Source organism: Pseudomonas sp. FP597, from assembly GCF_030687435.1.
Lineage (GTDB): Bacteria > Pseudomonadota > Gammaproteobacteria > Pseudomonadales > Pseudomonadaceae > Aquipseudomonas > Aquipseudomonas lactucae.
The window spans coordinates 5379182-5397475 of sequence record NZ_CP117432.1; the positions used below are offsets into that span (position 1 = coordinate 5379182).

An 18294-nucleotide genomic window follows, 5' to 3' on the forward strand; every position below is an offset into this window, starting at 1 on the left:
ATTGTGCGGGCTTGGAGCGAAGCTGGAAATTCACCATATACTGAGGCAGCCTCTTGTTTTGTGTGAGGCTGAGGGCCTAATCGGGCGCCAGTGAAGCCACTCGAGAACTCCAGCCATGCACTTTGACCTGATCGACCTGCGCCTCTACCTGCACACCCTCGACACCGGCAACATCACCGCCGGCGCCGGCCGCAGCCATTTATCCCTGGCCGCGGCCAGTGCGCGCATTCGTGCCATGGAAGCCTCGCTGGGCATCGAGCTGCTTGAGCGCGGCCGCCGTGGCGTCACCCCAACCCCCGCCGGCAAGGCACTGGCTCGCCACGCCCGCCTGCTGCTGCAACAGGCCGACCATCTGCAACAGGACCTGGCCGAGTACGCCAAGGGCATCAAAGGCCAGGTGCGCCTGCTGTGCAACAGCACGGCGCTGAGTGAATATCTGCCGGAACCATTGGCGGATTTTCTGCGCGAACAACCCAACCTTGAGATCGATCTGCAGGAGTGGCCCAGCCTGCGCATCACCCAGGCGTTGCGCCAGGGCACGGCAGACCTGGGGATTATTTCCGGCGCCGTCGACACCCACGGCTTGCAGACCCTGCCCTTTCGCGACGACCCGCTGGTGCTGATCCTGCCGCTGGAGCATCCGCTGGCGAATGAAACGGTAAGTTTTATCGACAGTCTGCAACACGATTACGTCGGCCTGGCGGCTCATAGCGCGCTGGCGGTATACCTCGAGGAGCAGGCATTACACGCAGGCTTTCGCTTGCAGACGCGCATCCGCGCCGACAGCTTTGATGGTGTGATTCGCATGGTCGCCCGAGGGGCCGGCCTGGGCATCGTGCCCCAGGCGGCGCTGGAGCGCTGGCCGTTGCCGCGCCACTTCAAGGCCCAGCCTCTGCGAGAAGACTGGGCCTGCCGCCAGTTGTTACTGTGCGCGCGTTCGTTCGAGCAGTTGCCGGGTTACGCCAAAGCCTTGTTCGACGCCTTGGCCCTGCCCTTGCGGAAAAACCCGTAGTACACCGCGCTCAGAAACAGCAGGAACGGCACGCCGAAGACCAATGTCATCTTGAACGCCTCGGTGAAGTAGGTGGTGATCATCACCGCGCCCATCAGCACCAGGCCCAGCAGAGTGCTGTAGGGAAACAAGCGCAGTTGGAACGACAATTTCGGCCCGCCATGGCGCTTGCGATAACGGCGGAAAAACAAGTGCGTCAGAAAGATCATGAACCAGGTGAAGATCGCGCCGAACATCGAGATCGCCATCATCAGGGTGAACGAACTTTCCGGGTACACCACGTTGAGCAAGGTCGCCAGCGCGATGCCCGAGCTGGACAACAGCAACGCGTTCAGCGGGATGCCGCTCTTGCTCAGGGCGCCCATGGACTTGGGCGCAAAGCCCGCGCGGGACAGGCTGAACATCATGCGCGTGGTGATGTAGAGCTGACTGTTCATCGCCGACAACGCGGCGATCAGGATCACGAAGTTCGTCACCCCGGTAGCGCCCGGGATGCCGATGGTCTGCATCACCGTGACGAACGGGCTCTGGGTCTGCCCGGCCTGGTTCCACGGCACGATGGCCAGCATCAGCGCCAGGGTCAGCAGGTAAAACACCACCAGGCGCACGATGGTCGCGCGAAAGGCTTTTTTCACCGCCTGCTCCGGGTCGGCGGCCTCACCGGCGGCCACGGCGATCATTTCCACGCTCAGGTAACTGAAGATCGACACGATCACCGCGATCCACATGCCGCTCAACCCGTGTGGGAAAAAGCCGTCGTGGGCCGTGTAGTTATGCACGCCGTATTCCGGATTGCCGGAACCGAACACCACATACACCGCCAGGATGATGAAGCCGACGATGGCACTGATCTTGATCGTGGAAAACCAGTATTCGAAGTTGCCGAAGGTCTTCACGCTGATGGCGTTGAGCACAATCAGCACACTGGAAAACGACACGATCCATACCCACTCCGGCACGTTGGCGAACCAGTACTTCATGTACATCGCCACCGCCGTGACCTCGGCGCCGACCGCCAGCACAATCGCCGCCCAATACGCATAACGCACCAGAAACCCGGCCAGCGGGCTGATGTAGTACTCGGCGTAGGCGCCAAACGACCCCGAGGTGGAATGCGCCACCGTCATCTCCGCCAGGCAGCCCATCAGCAGCAAGGTGATCAACGCGCCGATGGCATAGCTCACCAGCACACTGGGCCCGGCATAACCGATGGCATAGGCGCTGCCCATGAACAGCCCGGTGCCAATGGCGCCACCGATGGCGATCATGCTCATCTGGCCGGAGGTGAGCTGGCGCCGCAGGCCCAGTTCGCGGTGGGTGATTTCTGCAAAGCCTTGGTCTGGCGTAGTCACGTTGGTGTGCCCCTTATTATTGTGATTGCACTGTTTTTGCTGTTGTCGCAGATCCCCTCCCACGTTTTGATCGGTGTTTTATTCAGGTGACGCTGTGGCGGACCTTGAACTGCGGCTGGTCCCAGGTGTTCTCATCGAGGATTTCACCGAGGATTTCCACCGCGTCCCACACTTCGGTGAAGCTCGTGTACAACGGCGTAAAACCGAACCGCATGATGCGCGGCTCACGGTAATCGCCGATCACGCCTCGGGCGATCAACGCCTGGATCACCGCGTAACCTTCAGGATGCTCAAAGCTCACATGACTGCCGCGCCGAGCGTGTTCACGCGGGGTAATCAGTTTCAAACCGTGGGCGGCGCAGCGGGCTTCAACCCGCTCGATAAACATATCCGTCAGCGCCAGAGATTTGCTGCGCAAGCTGCCCATGTCGGTCTGTTCAAAAATTTCCAGGCCGCTTTCCACCATGGCCAGCGAGGTGATCGGTTGGGTGCCGCACAGGTAGCGGGCGATGCCGGCGCTCGGTGCATAGTTGGACTCCATGGCGAACTGCCGGGTGTGCCCGAACCAGCCCGACAGCGGCTGGCGGACCACGTCCACCAGCGCCGGGTTAACCCACACGAACGCCTGGGAACCGGGCCCGCCGTTGAGGTATTTGTAGGTACAGCCAATCGCGTAATCCGCCCCGGCGGCGTGCAGGTCGATGGGCACCGCGCCGGCCGAGTGCGCCAGGTCCCAGATGCTCAGCGCGCCGCACTCGTGGCTCAGGGCGGTGAGCGCCTGCATGTCGTACATATAGCCAGACTTGTAGTTGACGTGGGTAAGCATCACCACCGCCACGTCGTCGTCGATAGCCTGGGGCAGTTCGTCCGGACCGTTCACCAGGCGCAGGGAATAGCCCTGCTGCAGCAAGTCGGCCAGGCCTTCGGCGATGTACAGGTCGGTAGGAAAGTTGCTCGCTTCGCTGACGATTATCTTGCGCGCGGGTTCGCGTTGGTGCTGCACGGTCAATGCGGCACTGAGCACTTTGAACAAGTTGATCGAGGTGGTATCGGTGATCGCCACTTCGCCTTCGCCTGCGCCGATCAGCGGTGCCAGGCGATCGCCCAGGCGCAGCGACAAACCCGCCCAGCCGGCGCTGTTCCAACTGCGAATCAAGCCATTGCCCCATTCCTCGGCAATCACCTGTTGCGCCCGCGCCAACGATGCCACGGGCCGCGCGCCGAGGGAGTTACCGTCGAGGTAGATCACGCCCACAGGCAGCGCGAACTGATCGCGCAGAGGCGCCAGCGGGTCCTGGGCATCGAGGGTTTGGCAATGGCTTCGGAAGGTCATGGCGGGTCCTGGTGTTTATCAGTGAAGATGGACCAAATAATGAACGAAGATTTACAGAATTTTCGTGCAAAGTGGTGGGTAACAGGCTAATTAAGCTGTAGGAAATTCGAATTTACCTTCAGAACACGCGGATTTATTCTAATCATGATTCTCGACGCCACCGACCTGCGCCTCCTGCATTTCCTGCAACAGGATGGCCGTATCAGCAACCAGGAACTGGCGGAAAAAGTCGCACTGTCCCCGTCCGCCTGCCTGCGCCGTTTGCGCCTGCTGGAGAGCGAGGGAATCATCAGCGGCTACCGCGCGGTATTGAACGCCGAGCAACTGAGCATCGAGCTGGAGGCCATCGTGCACCTGTCGTTGCGCCAGGATGTCGAGGATTGGCATGAGACGTTCATCAAGAAGGTCCAGGGCTGGCCGGAGGTGGCCAGCGCCTACGTGATCACCGGTGCCAGCAACTATGTGCTGCGGGTGCAGGCGAGGAACCTCAAGCACTTTTCGGACTTTATCGTGAACCACCTGAACCGCACGGCGGGGGTGATGGATATACGGTCGGAGATTGTATTGCAGAAGATCAAGGATCGGGATGAGGTGCTGGATCTGGTCGTTCGCAAATAGCGACTACAACAAAGATCAAATGTGGGAGGGGGCTTGCCCCTCCCACATTTTGACTGCGTTGATCAGTCCTCCAGGGCACGCACTCGCTGCATGCGTTTCTGTTCCAGCGGTGCGTCAGCCACCTGCAACTCAAAGTCAAAATCTATCTGCGCAAAGCGCCCTTGCACCCCAAATTCCCGCGCCAGCTGTTGATCGTCACTGAAGCGGATTTCGGCGATCAATTCGTCACGTGTCGCGTACGCAAAATCATCACGCAGGTACGGGTCGTCGGACAGGTTGATCTGGGTGGTCAGGTGACGATATCCCGGTGCCGAGATGAAGAAGTGGATATGCGCCGGCCGTTGCCCATGGCGCCCCAGTTGATCGAGCAACTGTTGGGTCGGACCGGTCGGCGGGCAGCCGTAGCCCGACGGCACGATGCTGCGAAACCGGTAGTTGCCCTGGGCATCGGTCTCGATGCGGCGGCGCAGATTGAACTCCGATTGGCTGCTGTCAAACCAGGAATACGTACCGCCGGTGTTGGCCTGCCACACATCCACAATCGCTCCGGCCAGCGGTTTACCATCGGTGTCGCGCACCTGGCCGCGCATGAACAGCGGCACCGCTGCATCCGTCCCGTCATCCAGGCGCGCTTCGTAGTGGGAGAGCGGCGCACCGGCCACATACAACGGGCCTTCGATGGTGCGCGGAGTACCGCCGGATTTACCGGCTTCTTCGTCGGCGGCATCCATCAACATGTCCAGGTAGTGCTCCAGACCCAGCCCGGCGGCCAGCAGCCCGGCCTCCTGGTTCTTGCCCAGTTCGTTGAGGTAGTTGACCGCCTTCCAGAACTCTTCCGGGGTCACGTCCAAGTCTTCGATGATGTTCACGGTGTCGCGCAGAATGCGGTAGACCAGCGCTTTGGTGCGCGGGTTACCGCCGTCATTCAGGTTGCCGCTGGCTTCTTCGAGAAACTGTTGGGCGTGGGCAGTCTGGGACAGTCGGATGGACATGGTGCACTCCTCATCTTGTAATTATCAGGTGTAGGACAGGCTTAACGGTCGTCCTCATGGATCGACGAAGGGTGCCGGCACAGGGCGTTCACTTCGATGGCCATGTAGGGGTAGAGCGGCAGTTGCATCAGCAGGTCGTGCAGCTCTTGCACGCTGTCGACATCGAACACGCTGTAGTTGGCGTAGAGCCCGGCGATACGCCACAGGTGGCGCCATTTGCCCGCTTGTTGCAACTGCTGCGCAAGGGCTTTTTCGTCGGCCTTGAGGCGGGCGGCGCGCTCGGGGTTCATGTCGACGGGCAGGTTCACGGTCATTTTTACGTGGAACAACATGGCGGGCGCCTCTTAGTGTTTATCACGACGGAAGAACGCCAGGCGCTCTTCATCGATGGCCAGGCCCAGGCCCGGCGCGGTGGAGACATGCAGCTGGAAGTCGCGATACACCAGCGGCTCGCTGAGGATGTCTTCGGTGAGCAGCAGCGGGCCGAACAGCTCGGTGTCCCAGGCCAGTTTGTTCAGGGTCAGGAAGGCGTGAGCCGAGGCCAGGGTGCCGATGCCGCCTTCGAGCATGGTGCCACCGTACAAACCGATACCGGCCGCCTCGGCAATCGCCGCCGTGCGCAACACCGCACGCGGGCCACCGTTCTTGGCGATCTTGAGCGCAAACACCGACGCCGCACCTTCACGGGCCAGGTTGAAGGCATCTTCGACACACTCGATGGATTCATCGGCCATGATCGGCACCGGGCTCGACAGGTTCAGCCGCGCCATGCCGCCACGGTTGTTACGCGAGATCGGCTGCTCGATCAGGTCGATACCGTTATCGCCCAAGACCTTGCAGGCCCGCAGCGCCACGGCTTCGTCCCAGGCCTGGTTGACGTCGACGCGCACACTGGCACGCTCACCCAGGGCCTTTTTGATCGCAATCACGTGGGCCAGGTCGCGGCTCACTTCACCGGCACCGATCTTCAACTTGAAGATGCGATGGCGGCGCAGGTCGAGCATCTTCTCGGCTTCGGCGATGTCTTGCTCGGTGTTGCCGCTGGCCAGGGTCCAGGCCACCGGCAAGGCGTCACGCACACGGCCGCCGAGCAGTTCGCTCACGGGAAGATTCAGGCGTTTGCCCAACGCATCGAGCAAGGCGCTTTCCACGCCGGACTTGGCAAAGGTATTGCCGCGGATACTGCGCTCCAGGCGCAGCATGGCGGCGTTGATATTGCTGGCGTCCTGGCCGATCAACAGCGGCGCGAAGTGGCGGTCGATGTTGATCTTGATGCTGTCGGGGCTTTCGTTGCCGTAGCTCAGACCGCCAATGGTGGTGGACTCGCCGATGCCTTCGATACCGTCGGCGCAGCGCACGCGGATGATCACCAGGGTCTGGTTTTGCAGGGTATGCATCGCCAGCTTGTGCGGGCGGATGGTGGGGAGGTCGACGATAATCGTCTCGATCGACTCGATGGCGCAAATCGGCATGGCAATACCCGCTGGGTTCTTTATAGGTCTTGGCTGATTCTGTGCTGCATCTTTGCGGGCTTCCAATATAGAATTAGTCTTGAGCAATACCCTAAAGGTATAGAAGGAGCCGTCATGGAACTGCGTCACCTGCGCTACTTCCAAGTGCTGGGCGAAACCCTCAACTTCACCCGCGCCGCCGAACGCCTGCACATCGCCCAGCCGCCACTGAGCCGGCAGATCCAGCAATTGGAAGAGGAACTGGGGGTGATCCTGCTGGAGCGCGGCAGGCCGTTGCGGCTGACCGAGGCCGGACGGTTTTTCTACGAACACGCCAATGTGTTGCTCGAACAGTTGAACAAGGTCTGCGACAGCACGCGACGCATCGGCCAAGGTGAAAAAACCTGGCTGGGCATCGGTTTTGCGCCGTCGACCCTGTATGGCGTATTGCCGGAGCTGATTCGACGGCTGCGTACCCATGAGGCGCTGGAGCTGGAATTGGGGCTGTCGGAGATGACCACCCTGCAGCAGGTCGAATCGCTCAAGGCCGGGCGTATCGATGTGGGTTTCGGACGAATTCGCATCGACGACCCGGCCATCGTCCAGCGCGTGCTGGTGGAGGATCGTCTGGTGGCGGTGCTGCCCGCCGGTCATCCGTTGCTCGCCGCGCCCGCCACCCTCGCCCAATTGGCCGCCGAGCCGTTTGTGCTGTACCCCGGCAACCCGCGCCCCAGCTATGCAGACCATGTGATCGCACTGTTCGATGCCCACGGTTTGAGCCTCAAGGTCGCGCAATGGACCAACGAACTGCAGACCGCGATCGGCCTGGTCGGTGCAGGCATGGGCGTGACGCTGGTACCGGCGTCGGTGCAGGTGCTGCATCGGGCGGATATCGGCTACACGCCGGTGGTGGAGGCCACGGCGACTTCGCCGATTATTTTGAGTCGACGGGTGAATGATCAGTCGCCGGGATTGAGGCATTGTTTGCAGTTGGTTGAAGAACTGATCTAAGGTCGTCCAAACACCACAAATACCCTGCGGGATGGGGCTTGCTCCCGATAGCAGTGTGTCAGTCGATGCATAAGTTGGCTGTTCCACCGCTATCGGGAGCAAGTCGAATCGTCGCACCGCCTCTCCCACCTTTTGATCTTCATTGCTTTCAAAGACTGCGCAGGCGCTTGCGCTGCAAAGTCTGGCTGGGGGATTCATCGAACAGCTTTCTGTACTCCGCCGAAAACCGCCCCAGGTGCGTAAACCCCCAGCCCAGGGCGATCTCGGAGATGGTACTCGTGGAACCCTGTTCGAGAATGTCCTGGCGCACACCACCCAGTCGGTATTTCTTCAAATAGGCCATTGGCGACAGCGCGAAGTACTTGCGGAACGCATCGAACAACTTGAAACGCGACACGCCCGCAGCCGCTTCCAGGTCTTCCAGGTGCACCGCCTCGCGTGCATTGTCGTGAATGTACTGGCGCGCACGAATCAAATAGTGCGGCAGTTTCACCCCGAGTACATCACGCAGTTCTTCAGAATAATTGTTCGGCTGGGCCAGGATCAGCCCCTTGATCAGCGAGCTTTCCAGGTCGCGGGTGAACGCGGCCTGCTCATATAATTCGCTGCTGCGTTCCAGCTCGGCGATAAAGTAGCGCGCCATGCGCCACCACGAGGCCGGCGCGCCGTCCACCGCATCCATCACCGGTTCAAAGCGCAGCGGCGCATCGATTGGCCGTTGCAGCAGACCTTCCAGGGACTCACTCATCGCCGCCCGCGTGATCACCACTTGCAGCTTGCGGCAGTCCCCGGAAATCGCCAGCACCTGGTGTTCATGGGGCGAAATGATCACACCCTGGTCACGGTTGGAACTCAGGCGCTCTCCGTTCTTGCACAGCTCCTGCTCGCCCACCAGCGGCAGGCTCAGGCTGTAGCTGCTGAAGTGCTCGGCGTCTTCGATGTCGATGGTCACGTCGGTGCCGTATTCGATCACCCCCAACGTGGTGGCGCGGGACTTGAACACGTTGGCGCTGTGATGAAAGCGCAGGCGTTCCGGCGTGCTCGTCGCCAGGCGATGCGGCCCGCAGATGCCGGACATCCAGCTGCGGGCGCCTTCAAGGTCGAAGCGTTGAATACGGATATCGCGTGTCTGGCTACTCATCAGGGTGCACCCACGGCGGTTAGGCGTTTGCGCGCTCTGGCGGCGCGTCTATCGGTGTTGGACAGCAAGTTCCACGCCACGCCGCTGGTATTGCAACCGGGTGGATAGCAACGGTCGACTATGTGGATAAAACCCAGACGTTTCCCACAACCATCCCGCAGGACGGTAGCGCATGGCGTCACCGCGCTGCACCGTTGTGAGTATTTGCTGCCCAACTTTGCGGCCCATCTTCCCCCATTAAGCGGATAGCCCGCGCCCCGCCCGGCTGCCTTTAATGAACCACCGATCAGCCCCATCAAAAAAAGGTGCCTCCCATGAGTGGTGCAAGAAGCGTCGAGCAGTGGAAAAGCTTTATCGAAAGTTGCCTGGATTTTCGCCCGGCCGATGAAGTGTTCCGCATCGCCCGCGACATGTTCACCGAGCCGCAACTGTTCGACCTGGAGATGGAACTGATCTTCGAGAAGAACTGGATCTACGCCTGCCACGAAAGTGAGCTGGCCAATAACCACGACTTCGTGACGATGCGCGCAGGCCGCCAGCCGATGATCATCACCCGCGACGGCGAGGGCCGCCTTAACGCGTTGATCAACGCCTGCCAGCATCGCGGCACCACCCTCACCCGCGTTGGCAAGGGCAACCAGTCCACGTTCACGTGTCCCTTCCACGCCTGGTGCTACAAAAGCGATGGCCGGCTGGTGAAGGTCAAGGCACCGGGGGAATACCCGGAAGGCTTCGACAAAGCCTCGCGCGGCCTGAAAAAGGCGCGCATCGAAAGCTACAAGGGCTTTGTGTTTATCAGCCTGGACGTGAACGGCACCGACAGCCTGGAAGACTTCCTCGGCGATGCCAAAGTGTTCTTCGACATGATGGTCGCGCAGTCCGCCACCGGTGAACTGGAAGTGCTGCCGGGCAAGTCCGCCTACACCTACGACGGCAACTGGAAGCTGCAGAACGAAAATGGCCTGGACGGTTATCACGTCAGCACGGTGCACTACAACTACGTGGCCACGGTGCAGCATCGCCAACAGGTGAATACCGAAAACGGCACGGGCTCAAGCAGCACGTTGGACTACAGCAAACTCGGCGCGGGCGATGCGGATACCGACGACGGCTGGTTCGCCTTCAACAATGGCCACAGCCTGCTGTTCAGCGACATGCCCAACCCCAGCGTGCGCTCCGGCTACGCCACCATCATGCCGCGCCTGGTGGAAGAGCACGGCCAGCCAAAAGCCGAATGGATGATGCACCGCCTGCGCAACCTGAACATCTACCCGAGCCTGTTCTTCCTCGACCAGATCAGCTCGCAACTGCGCATTATCCGCCCGGTGGCGTGGAACAAGACCGAGATCATCAGCCAGTGCCTGGGGGTGAAGAACGAGTCCGACGCCGACCGCGAAAACCGCATTCGCCAGTTCGAGGATTTCTTTAACGTGTCGGGCATGGGCACGCCGGATGATCTGGTGGAGTTCCGTGAAGCCCAGCGCGGTTTCCAGGGCCGCCTGGAGCGCTGGAGCGACATCTCCCGCGGCAGCCATCGCTGGGAGACCGGGCCGACGCCGAACAGCGAAGCCATCGGCATTCAACCGGCCATGACCGGCACCGAATTCACCCACGAAGGGTTGTATGTGAACCAGCACCGCAACTGGCAGCAGTTCCTGCTCAAGGGCCTGGACCGACAAGCACTGACACTGCGGGAGGTGGAATGATGAATGCCGAGTTGCAGTACCGGATCGAGCAGTTTTTCTACCGTAAATCCGAGCTGTGCGACGCCCAGGACTGGGACGCCTATGTGCAGTTGTTCGACCCGCTGAGCGAATTCCACCTGCCGCAATGGGACTCGGAACACGTGTACACCCGCGACCCCAAGCGCGAAATGTCGTTGATCTACTACGCCAACCGTTCTGGCCTGGAAGACCGCGTATTCCGTTTACGCACCGGCAAGGCCGCGTCGGCCACGCCGATGCCGCGCACGCTGCACCTGATCAATAACGTGCGCATTGCCGAGCAGGCGGATGGCACGCTGGAAGTGAAGCTGAACTGGCACACGTTGTTCTATCGGCTGGCGACTTCGGAGCAGTTTTATGGGCACGCGACTTACACCCTGAAGCCCGACGGCGGCAGCTGGCTGATCACGCGCAAGCACGCCTTGCTGCTCAACGACACCATCAACTCGGTGCTGGATTTCTATCACCTTTAGCCCATCACCACAGTGATACGGAGTCGTGTAGATGAATCACAAAGTGGCCTTCAGTTTTGCCGACGGCAAGACCCTGTTTTTTCCGGTGGGTGCCAATGAAATCCTGCTGGATGCCGCCCTGCGCAACGGCATCAAGATCCCCCTGGACTGCCGCGAAGGTGTGTGCGGCACCTGTCAGGGCCGCTGCGAGTCGGGCGATTACAGCCAGGATTATGTGGACGACGAAGCGCTCTCAAGCCTCGACCTGCAACAGCGCAAGATGCTCAGTTGCCAGACGCGGGTGAAGTCCGACGCCACGTTCTACTTCGACTTCGATTCGAGCCTGTGCAATGCGCCAGGGCCGGTGCAAGTGTGCGGCACGGTCAGCGCAGTGCAGGTGGTGTCGGCCAGTACCGCGATCCTGCAGGTGCGTTTGGACGCACCGCTGGATTTTCTGCCGGGCCAATATGCGCGGCTGGCGGTGCCGGGCACCTCCAGTTGGCGCTCATACTCCTTCGCCAATCAGCCGGGCAATCAATTGCAATTCCTGATCCGCCTGTTGCCGGACGGGGTGATGAGCAACTATATGCGTGAACGCTGCCAGGTCGGCGATGCGCTGCTGATGGAGGCGCCGCTGGGCGCGTTCTACCTGCGCCACGTCGCTCGGCCGTTGGTGCTGGTGGCGGGCGGCACCGGCCTGTCGGCATTGCTGGCCATGCTCGACGAACTGGTCGCCACGGGCTGCGAGCAACCTGTGCACCTGTATTACGGCGTGCGCGGTGCCGAGGACTTATGCGAGGCGGCGCGCATCGCCGCCTATGCCGCAAAAATTCCGGGGTTTCGCTACACCGAGGTGCTCAGCGACGCCTCACCGGAGTGGGCCGGCAAGCGCGGTTACCTCACCGAACATTTCGACCTGGCCGAATTACGGGACAGATCGGCGGATATGTACGTGTGCGGCCCGCCGCCGATGGTCGAGTCGATCCAACAATGGCTGGCGGATCAGGCACTTGATGGCGTTCAGCTGTATTACGAAAAGTTTACCCAGAGTAATATCTGACCCCTCAGCACTTCTGAGGGGCTGGTGCGGCGTGCAATCAACCCCAAGAAAAACAAGTAAAAGGGAACCTTATGGCGGATGACATGGTTAACCCGGTGGGCCTCAAGCGTGGCCTGAAGAACCGGCATATTCAGCTGATCGCCTTGGGAGGGGCGATCGGTACGGGGTTGTTCCTCGGCTCGGCCGGGGTACTCAAGTCGGCGGGGCCGTCGATGATCCTCGGTTACGCGATTGCCGGTTTCATTGCGTTCCTGATCATGCGCCAGCTTGGCGAGATGATCGTCGAAGAGCCGGTGGCCGGGTCCTTCAGCCACTTCGCGCACAAATACTGGGGCGGTTACGCAGGCTTTCTGGCCGGTTGGAACTACTGGGTTCTGTACGTGCTGGTGGGCATGGCCGAACTGACGGCCGTGGGCAAGTACATCCAGTTCTGGTGGCCCGAGATCCCAACCTGGGTCAGCGCGCTGGTGTTCTTCGTCGCGGTGAACCTGATCAACACGCTGAACGTGAAGTTCTTCGGTGAAGCCGAGTTCTGGTTCGCGATCATCAAGGTGGTAGCGATTGTCGGCATGATCGTGCTCGGTTGCTACCTGCTGTTCAGCGGTACCGGCGGCCCGCAGGCGTCCATCAGCAACCTGTGGAGCCATGGCGGGTTCTTCCCGAACGGCGGCATGGGGCTGTTGATGTCCATGGCGTTCATCATGTTCTCGTTCGGCGGCCTGGAGCTGGTGGGCATCACCGCCGCCGAAGCCAGCGAGCCGCGCAAGGTGATTCCCAAGGCGATCAACCAGGTGGTCTACCGCATCCTGATCTTCTACGTCGGCGCCCTGACCGTGCTGCTGTCGCTGTATCCCTGGGACCAACTGCTGCAAACCCTCGGCGCCTCGGGCGATGCCTACAGCGGCAGCCCGTTTGTGCAGATCTTCTCGCTGATCGGTAACGACACCGCTGCACACATCCTCAACTTCGTGGTGCTGACCGCGGCGCTGTCGGTGTACAACAGCGGTGTGTACTGCAACAGCCGCATGCTGTTCGGCCTGGCCGAGCAAGGCGATGCGCCCAAGGCGCTGATGAAACTCAACAAGCAAGGCGTACCGCTGCGGGCGCTGGCGATCTCGGCGTTGGTGACGATGCTGTGCGTGGTGGTCAACTACGTCGCGCCGCAAAGCGCCCTGGAGTTGTTGTTTGCGCTGGTGGTTGCCTCGCTGATGATCAACTGGGCGCTGATCAGCATCACCCACATCAAGTTCCGCAAGGCCATGGGCGAGCAAGGCGTGACGCCGTCGTTCAAGACCTTCTGGTTCCCGTTCAGCAACTACCTGTGCCTGGCGTTCATGCTGATGATCATCAGCGTGATGCTGGCGATTCCGGGGATTCGCGAGTCGGTGTATGCGATGCCGATTTGGGTGGGGGTTATCTATGTGGCCTACCGGTTGCGGAGCCGAAACGCGAAAGTTGCGGTCGCGCAATAACCCACATGTAATTGCAGTGCAAATGAAAAGCCCCGGTGATCCGGGGCTTTTTGTTTACAGAGTAGAGCGCACTCGCCACAGCTCGGGGAACAACACCGTGTCGAGCATCTTGCGCAGGTAGCCCACGCCTTCGGTGCCGCCAGTACCCGGCTGGAATCCGATAATCCGCTCCACGGTGGTCACATGCCGAAAGCGCCACTGACGGAACGAGTCCTCCAGGTCGATAAACTTCTCGGCCAACTGATACAAATCCCAATACCGGTTCGGATCGCGATACACCTCGCGCCATGCCGCTTCCACCGACTCATCATGCACCGTGGCCGCCGTCGGGTCGCGTTCGGCACGCTGCGGATCAATCGCCAGGCCCGCCTTGATCATCAGGTTGATCGCCTCGTCATACAGCGACGGCGTGGCAATCGCCACTTTCAACTCGTTCAACAGCTCCGGCCGATGGGCATGCGGGCGCAGCAGCGCCGCGCTTTTATTGCCGAGGATAAATTCGATCTCGCGGTACTGGAACGACTGGAACCCCGACGACTGCCCCAGGAACGGGCGGATCGCCTTGTATTCCGACGGCGTCATGGTCGCCAGCACCGCCCAGGCGTGCACCAGTTGGTCGAAGATCCGCGAGACCCGCGCGAGCATCTTGAACGCCGGCGGCAACTCGCCCAGGCGCACGTGTTCGCGGGCAGCCTTGAGTTCGTGGAGCATCAGTTTCATCCACAGCTCGGAGGTCTGGTGCTGGATGATGAAGAGCATTTCGTTGTGGTCCGGCGACAGCGGATGCTGGGCGCTGAGCACTTTGCCCAGGTCCAGGTAGTCGCCGTAGCTCATGGACTCGGAAAAATTCAGTTCGGCGTTATGCCATTCTTCCGGGGGTTGGTAGTCAGCAGAGAAGGGACATTGGCTCATCGCGTGGGCTCCAAAAGCGGGCGCAGGATTGCGCGGACCGGGCTGGCATCCAGGTTGGCGAAGCGCAGCGGCAGGGCGATCAGTTCGTAATCACCTTCCGCTACGTCATCGAGCACGATGCCTTCGAGAATCGCCATGCCATGGCGGGCTACGGCGTTGTGGGAATCCATGGTCTTGGACTGCTGCGGGTCCAGGGATGGGGTATCGATGCCAATCAAGCGCACGCCCAGGCTGGCGAGCAGCTCAATGGTCTGCGGCGCGACGGCGGTGAAATTCGAGTCCCATTCGGTCAGCGGCGCTTGTGGATAAGTGCGCAGCAGCACACGCTCCGGCAAGTTATCCACACGCCCTTGCAGCTGGTGCGGCTGCACCAGCGCGCCGCTGGCCAGGCAATGCAGCACGCGGCAGGGGCCCATGTACACATCCAGCGACACCTCACCGATCGGCGCACCGTCGGCGCTGTAATGCAGCGGCGCATCCACATGGGCGCCGGTATGCGGCGACAGGGTAATGCGCCCGACATTCACCGGGCACTCGGGACCGAACTGCCACACACGCTCCTCTTGGAACGGCGTATCGCCCGGCCAGGTCGGGGTCGCCGTGCTCAAGGGCGGGCTGATATCCCACCACGTTTTTATTGGGTTCATTGCAAGGCTCTCACTCGTTACGCGGGTGAATGATACGAGGGCCAGACGTGAATTTTCTTGCGAATTCCTGCGGCGAGAGTGATTTCTTTCGCACTTACTGCGAGGAAATGGCTGATTCACGCTCAAAAGTTTCGGCTATCGAAGATCAATGTGCCAGTAGAACGGTATCGCCTGCGCTTCTGGGCATCCCGATGTCGAGTTCAGACCACTGGCCCGGCGCCCAAGGCCTTAGGGTGCAGCTTTGCATTCACTGCCTCGGAGTCATCATGTCCACCCCCATCACCGTACTGCGCGACACCCATCCCCTGCCGGTCCTGGATGCCTGCAAATGGGAAAAGCTCGAAGGCGACCCGCACACCGTCAACCTCAACGCCTACACCAGCGAAGACGGCAGCAAGATCATGGGCACCTGGATCTGCACCCCGGGCAAGTGGTACGTGGACTACGTGAAGTGGGAATACTGCCACTTCCAGGAAGGCTACTGCATCATTACCCCTGAAGGGATGGCGCCGATCCACCTGCGGGCTGGGGATATCTTTGTGGTGGAACCGGGGATGAAGGGGACGTGGGAAGTGGTCGAGACGGTACGTAAGTATTTTGTATTTGCCTGAAACTGTTGTGTAGTGGGCGGGCTTGCTACGGCAAGCCCGCCCACCCCGACGGGTTATTTGGGCTTGCGATAGCTGTTGATGATCGCCGAGAAGTCCTTGCCCCCTTCCCCACGCTGGCTCATCGATTGATACAACTGCTGGGCCACCGCGCCAAGAATCACCGGTTGCCTGGCCTGGCGCGCCGCTTCGGTGGCCAGCCCCAGGTCTTTGAGCATCAGGTCCGCACCGAACCCGCCGGTGTAGCCGCGCGATGACGGCGCGGTTTCGATCACGCCCGGCCACGGGTTGTAGGTGTCGGAACTCCAGCAGCGCCCGGTGGAGCTGTTGATGATGCCGGCCAGCACTTGGGTGTCGATGCCCAGCGCGTCGCCCAGCGCCATGGCTTCGCTGACGCCAACCATGCTGATGCCCAGCAGCAGGTTGTTGCAGATCTTGGCGATCTGCCCGGTGCCGACCTCACCGCAGTGCACGATGTTACGGCCCATCTGCGCCAGCACCGGTTGCAGGGTTGCAAACAGTGCCGGGGTGGCGCCGACCATGAAGGTCAGGGTGCCGGCCTGTGCACCGCCGGTGCCGCCGGAGACCGGTGCGTCGGCCATCACCACGCCGTGTTTGGCGGCAGCCGCCGCCACATCGCGAGCGGTTTGCGGGTCGATGGTACTGCAATCCACCGCCGGCACGCCTTTGCCGATGCCGGCAAGCACGCCGTCCTCATTCAGCCAGACGCTGCGCACATGGGCGGCGGCCGGCAGCATGGTAATCACCAGCTCGGCACCTTGAGCCGCATCACGCGGGGAATCGCTGATACTGCCGCCCAGTTCAGCGAGTTCCTGAAGCACGGTCTGGTTCAGGTCGAACAGGTTCAGCGCATGGCCGGCCTTGATCAGGTTGCGGGCCATGGGCGCACCCATGTTGCCCAGGCCGATAAATGCAATTTTCATGGTCGTCTCCCGGGTTCAGCGCAGGTTGATGGTGGTGTTGACGCCATCGTTGACCGTGTCGTCATCGAACCAGCGGCTGGTGACGGTTTTGGTCTGGGTATAGAACTGCACCACTTGCTTGCCGTAAGGCCCCAGATCCCCCAGCTTGGAGCCACGCGAACCGGTGAAGCTGAAGAACGGCACCGGTACCGGGATCGGGATATTGATGCCGACCTGGCCCACATCGATTTCGCTCTGGAACTTACGCGCCGCCGCCCCGCTCTGGGTGAACAGGCCGGTGCCGTTGCCGAACGGGTTGGCGTTGACCAGCGCGATGGCCTCGTCAAGGGTGTCGACTTCCAGCACCACAAGCACCGGGCCGAAGATTTCCTGGGTGTAGATCTGCATGTCCGTGGTCACGCCCGAAAACAGGGTCGGGCCGACGAAGTTGCCCTGCTCGAAGCCCGGCACTTGAATGTCACGACCGTCCAGCTCCAGCTTGGCGCCTTCTTTCACGCCGCTTTCGATCAGCTCCAGGATGCGTGCCTTGGCGCGCTTGGAAATCACCGGCCCCACGTCGGTACCGGCTTCGCTGCCCGCGTTGACCTTGAGCTTTTGCGCCAGCGCCTTGAGGTCCGGCAACCATTGCTTGGACGCGCCCACCAGCACCACCACCGAGGTGGCCATGCAACGCTGGCCCGCAGCGCCGAAACCGGCACCCACCAGGGCGTTTAGGGTGTGTTCGCGATTGGCATCCGGCAGCACCACGGCGTGGTTTTTGGCGCCCATCATCGATTGCACGCGCTTGCCATGTTTGCCGGCCAGGTCATAAACGTGAGTGCCGACCGCCGTCGAGCCGACAAAGGACACGGCCTTGATGTCTTTGTGAGTACAGAGCGCATCCACCACGTCCTTGCCGCCATGCACCACGTTGAGCACACCCGCCGGAACACCGGCCTCCAGTGCCAGCTCCACCAGCAGCAGAGTCGACAGCGGGTCCTGCTCGGATGGCTTGAGGACGAAGGTGTTACCGCAGGCGATGGCCATCGGGAACATCCACAGCGGAATCATCGCCGGGAAGTTGAACGGCGTGATGCCGGCGCACACGCCGATGGGCTGGCGCAGGGTGTAGGTGTCGACGCCACCGGCAACGTTCTCGGCGAACTCGCCCATTTGCAGGGTGCCGATGGAACAGGCGTGTTCCACCACTTCCAGGCCACGGAAAATATCGCCCTCGGCGTCGGCAATGGTCTTGCCCTGCTCGGCGCTGAGGACTGCGGCGATGCGTTTGGAATGTTCGCGGATCAAGGCTTGCAGCTTGAGCATGATGCGCATGCGCGCGCCGATCGGCGTGAGCTTCCAGGTCTGGAAGGCGCGGTGGGCGGCGTCGATGGCGGCGTTGACTTCATCAGCGGTGGCGAACGGGACTTTGGCCAGTACTTGCTGGGTGGCCGGGTTGACGATGTCTTGCCACTGGGTGGTCTTGGACTCGACCCACTCGCCGTTGATCAGCAATTTGACCTGTTGTACGGAAATGTCGGCAGATGCGTTCATGGGGTCTCCAGAATCTTGTTGTTATACAGAGA

Annotated in this window: 18 protein-coding genes; 8 read left to right on the forward strand and 10 right to left on the reverse strand. The window is 61.2% G+C overall.

What is annotated here, in order from left to right:
* Window positions 1-115 precede the first annotated feature (115 nt).
* Window positions 116-1012 (forward strand): LysR substrate-binding domain-containing protein, encoded by an 897-nt coding sequence (locus PSH66_RS24690; RefSeq protein ID WP_042945281.1) that lies wholly within the window; start codon window positions 116-118, stop codon window positions 1010-1012.
* On the opposite strand, the gene PSH66_RS24695 is transcribed toward PSH66_RS24690, so the two are convergent.
* A complete protein-coding gene (locus tag PSH66_RS24695; protein WP_305427793.1) occupies window positions 958-2364 on the reverse strand; it encodes an amino acid permease in 1407 nt (468 codons plus the stop codon). The genes PSH66_RS24690 and PSH66_RS24695 overlap by 55 nt on opposite strands.
* 82 nt (window positions 2365-2446) lie before the next feature.
* Window positions 2447-3697, reverse strand: coding sequence for a kynureninase (gene kynU / locus PSH66_RS24700; RefSeq protein WP_305427794.1), 1251 nt, complete (start codon window positions 3695-3697; stop codon window positions 2447-2449).
* 144 nt (window positions 3698-3841) lie between these two features.
* Here kynU and PSH66_RS24705 point away from each other — a divergent pair, with 144 nt between their 5' ends.
* Window positions 3842-4315, forward strand: a complete 474-nt coding sequence (locus tag PSH66_RS24705) for an Lrp/AsnC family transcriptional regulator (protein ID WP_305427795.1) — start codon at window positions 3842-3844, stop codon at window positions 4313-4315.
* 62 nt (window positions 4316-4377) lie between these two features.
* Here PSH66_RS24705 and catA read toward each other — a convergent pair whose 3' ends face one another.
* Genes catA through PSH66_RS24720 form a run of 3 tightly spaced genes read right to left on the reverse strand, consistent with a single transcriptional unit; the run spans window position 4378 to window position 6779 of the window.
* Window positions 4378-5307, reverse strand: a complete 930-nt coding sequence (catA, locus tag PSH66_RS24710) for a catechol 1,2-dioxygenase (RefSeq protein ID WP_141064783.1) — start codon at window positions 5305-5307, stop codon at window positions 4378-4380.
* 41 nt (window positions 5308-5348) lie between these two features.
* Window positions 5349-5639 carry a muconolactone Delta-isomerase gene (catC, locus tag PSH66_RS24715; protein WP_003176074.1) on the reverse strand — a complete coding sequence of 97 codons (291 nt, stop codon included), beginning with the start codon at window positions 5637-5639 and terminating at the stop codon, window positions 5349-5351.
* A 12-nt stretch (window positions 5640-5651) separates the two neighbouring features.
* A complete protein-coding gene (locus PSH66_RS24720; RefSeq protein WP_078826032.1) occupies window positions 5652-6779 on the reverse strand; it encodes a muconate cycloisomerase family protein in 1128 nt (375 codons plus the stop codon).
* Between the two features lie 114 nt (window positions 6780-6893).
* On the opposite strand from PSH66_RS24720, the gene PSH66_RS24725 reads away from it, so the two are divergent.
* Complete coding sequence (locus PSH66_RS24725; protein ID WP_141064782.1) at window positions 6894-7769, forward strand: LysR family transcriptional regulator; 876 nt, start codon at window positions 6894-6896, stop codon at window positions 7767-7769.
* A 148-nt stretch (window positions 7770-7917) separates the two neighbouring features.
* Here PSH66_RS24725 and PSH66_RS24730 read toward each other — a convergent pair whose 3' ends face one another.
* Window positions 7918-8910, reverse strand: coding sequence for a helix-turn-helix domain-containing protein (locus PSH66_RS24730; protein WP_003176077.1), 993 nt, complete (start codon window positions 8908-8910; stop codon window positions 7918-7920).
* 314 nt (window positions 8911-9224) lie between these two features.
* Here PSH66_RS24730 and antA point away from each other — a divergent pair, with 314 nt between their 5' ends.
* From antA to PSH66_RS24750, 4 genes are all read left to right on the forward strand, one after another.
* The gene (antA, locus tag PSH66_RS24735; protein WP_003176078.1) at window positions 9225-10616 is read left to right on the forward strand and encodes an anthranilate 1,2-dioxygenase large subunit; all 1392 of its coding nucleotides are present in this window, start codon (window positions 9225-9227) and stop codon (window positions 10614-10616) included.
* Entirely contained in the window at window positions 10616-11107 is a 492-nt protein-coding gene (antB, locus tag PSH66_RS24740) for an anthranilate 1,2-dioxygenase small subunit (protein ID WP_003176079.1), read from the forward strand. Before antA ends, antB begins: the two co-directional genes overlap by 1 nt.
* Before the next feature lie 31 nt (window positions 11108-11138).
* Entirely contained in the window at window positions 11139-12146 is a 1008-nt protein-coding gene (gene antC, locus PSH66_RS24745) for an anthranilate 1,2-dioxygenase electron transfer component AntC (protein WP_003176080.1), read from the forward strand.
* 71 nt (window positions 12147-12217) lie between these two features.
* Window positions 12218-13618 carry an amino acid permease gene (locus tag PSH66_RS24750; RefSeq protein ID WP_141064780.1) on the forward strand — a complete coding sequence of 467 codons (1401 nt, stop codon included), beginning with the start codon at window positions 12218-12220 and terminating at the stop codon, window positions 13616-13618.
* Window positions 13619-13672: 54 nt separating this feature from the next.
* Here PSH66_RS24750 and kynA read toward each other — a convergent pair whose 3' ends face one another.
* Together kynA and kynB are read right to left on the reverse strand one after the other, a co-directional pair.
* Complete coding sequence (gene kynA, locus PSH66_RS24755; protein WP_003176082.1) at window positions 13673-14530, reverse strand: tryptophan 2,3-dioxygenase; 858 nt, start codon at window positions 14528-14530, stop codon at window positions 13673-13675.
* Window positions 14527-15177 carry an arylformamidase gene (gene kynB / locus PSH66_RS24760; protein ID WP_042945284.1) on the reverse strand — a complete coding sequence of 217 codons (651 nt, stop codon included), beginning with the start codon at window positions 15175-15177 and terminating at the stop codon, window positions 14527-14529. The genes kynA and kynB overlap by 4 nt, the downstream gene beginning before the upstream one ends.
* A gap of 266 nt (window positions 15178-15443) precedes the next feature.
* Between kynB and PSH66_RS24765 the strand changes: the two genes are divergently transcribed.
* Window positions 15444-15788 carry a cupin domain-containing protein gene (locus PSH66_RS24765; protein ID WP_003176084.1) on the forward strand — a complete coding sequence of 115 codons (345 nt, stop codon included), beginning with the start codon at window positions 15444-15446 and terminating at the stop codon, window positions 15786-15788.
* Window positions 15789-15841: 53 nt separating this feature from the next.
* Here the strand turns inward: PSH66_RS24765 and mmsB are convergent, their stop codons facing one another.
* Together mmsB and PSH66_RS24775 are read right to left on the reverse strand one after the other, a co-directional pair.
* Window positions 15842-16729, reverse strand: coding sequence for a 3-hydroxyisobutyrate dehydrogenase (gene mmsB, locus PSH66_RS24770; RefSeq protein ID WP_003176085.1), 888 nt, complete (start codon window positions 16727-16729; stop codon window positions 15842-15844).
* Between the two features lie 15 nt (window positions 16730-16744).
* On the reverse strand, window positions 16745-18262 hold the full coding sequence (locus tag PSH66_RS24775; protein WP_003176086.1) for a CoA-acylating methylmalonate-semialdehyde dehydrogenase: 1518 nt from the start codon (window positions 18260-18262) through the stop codon (window positions 16745-16747).
* Window positions 18263-18294 lie beyond the last annotated feature (32 nt).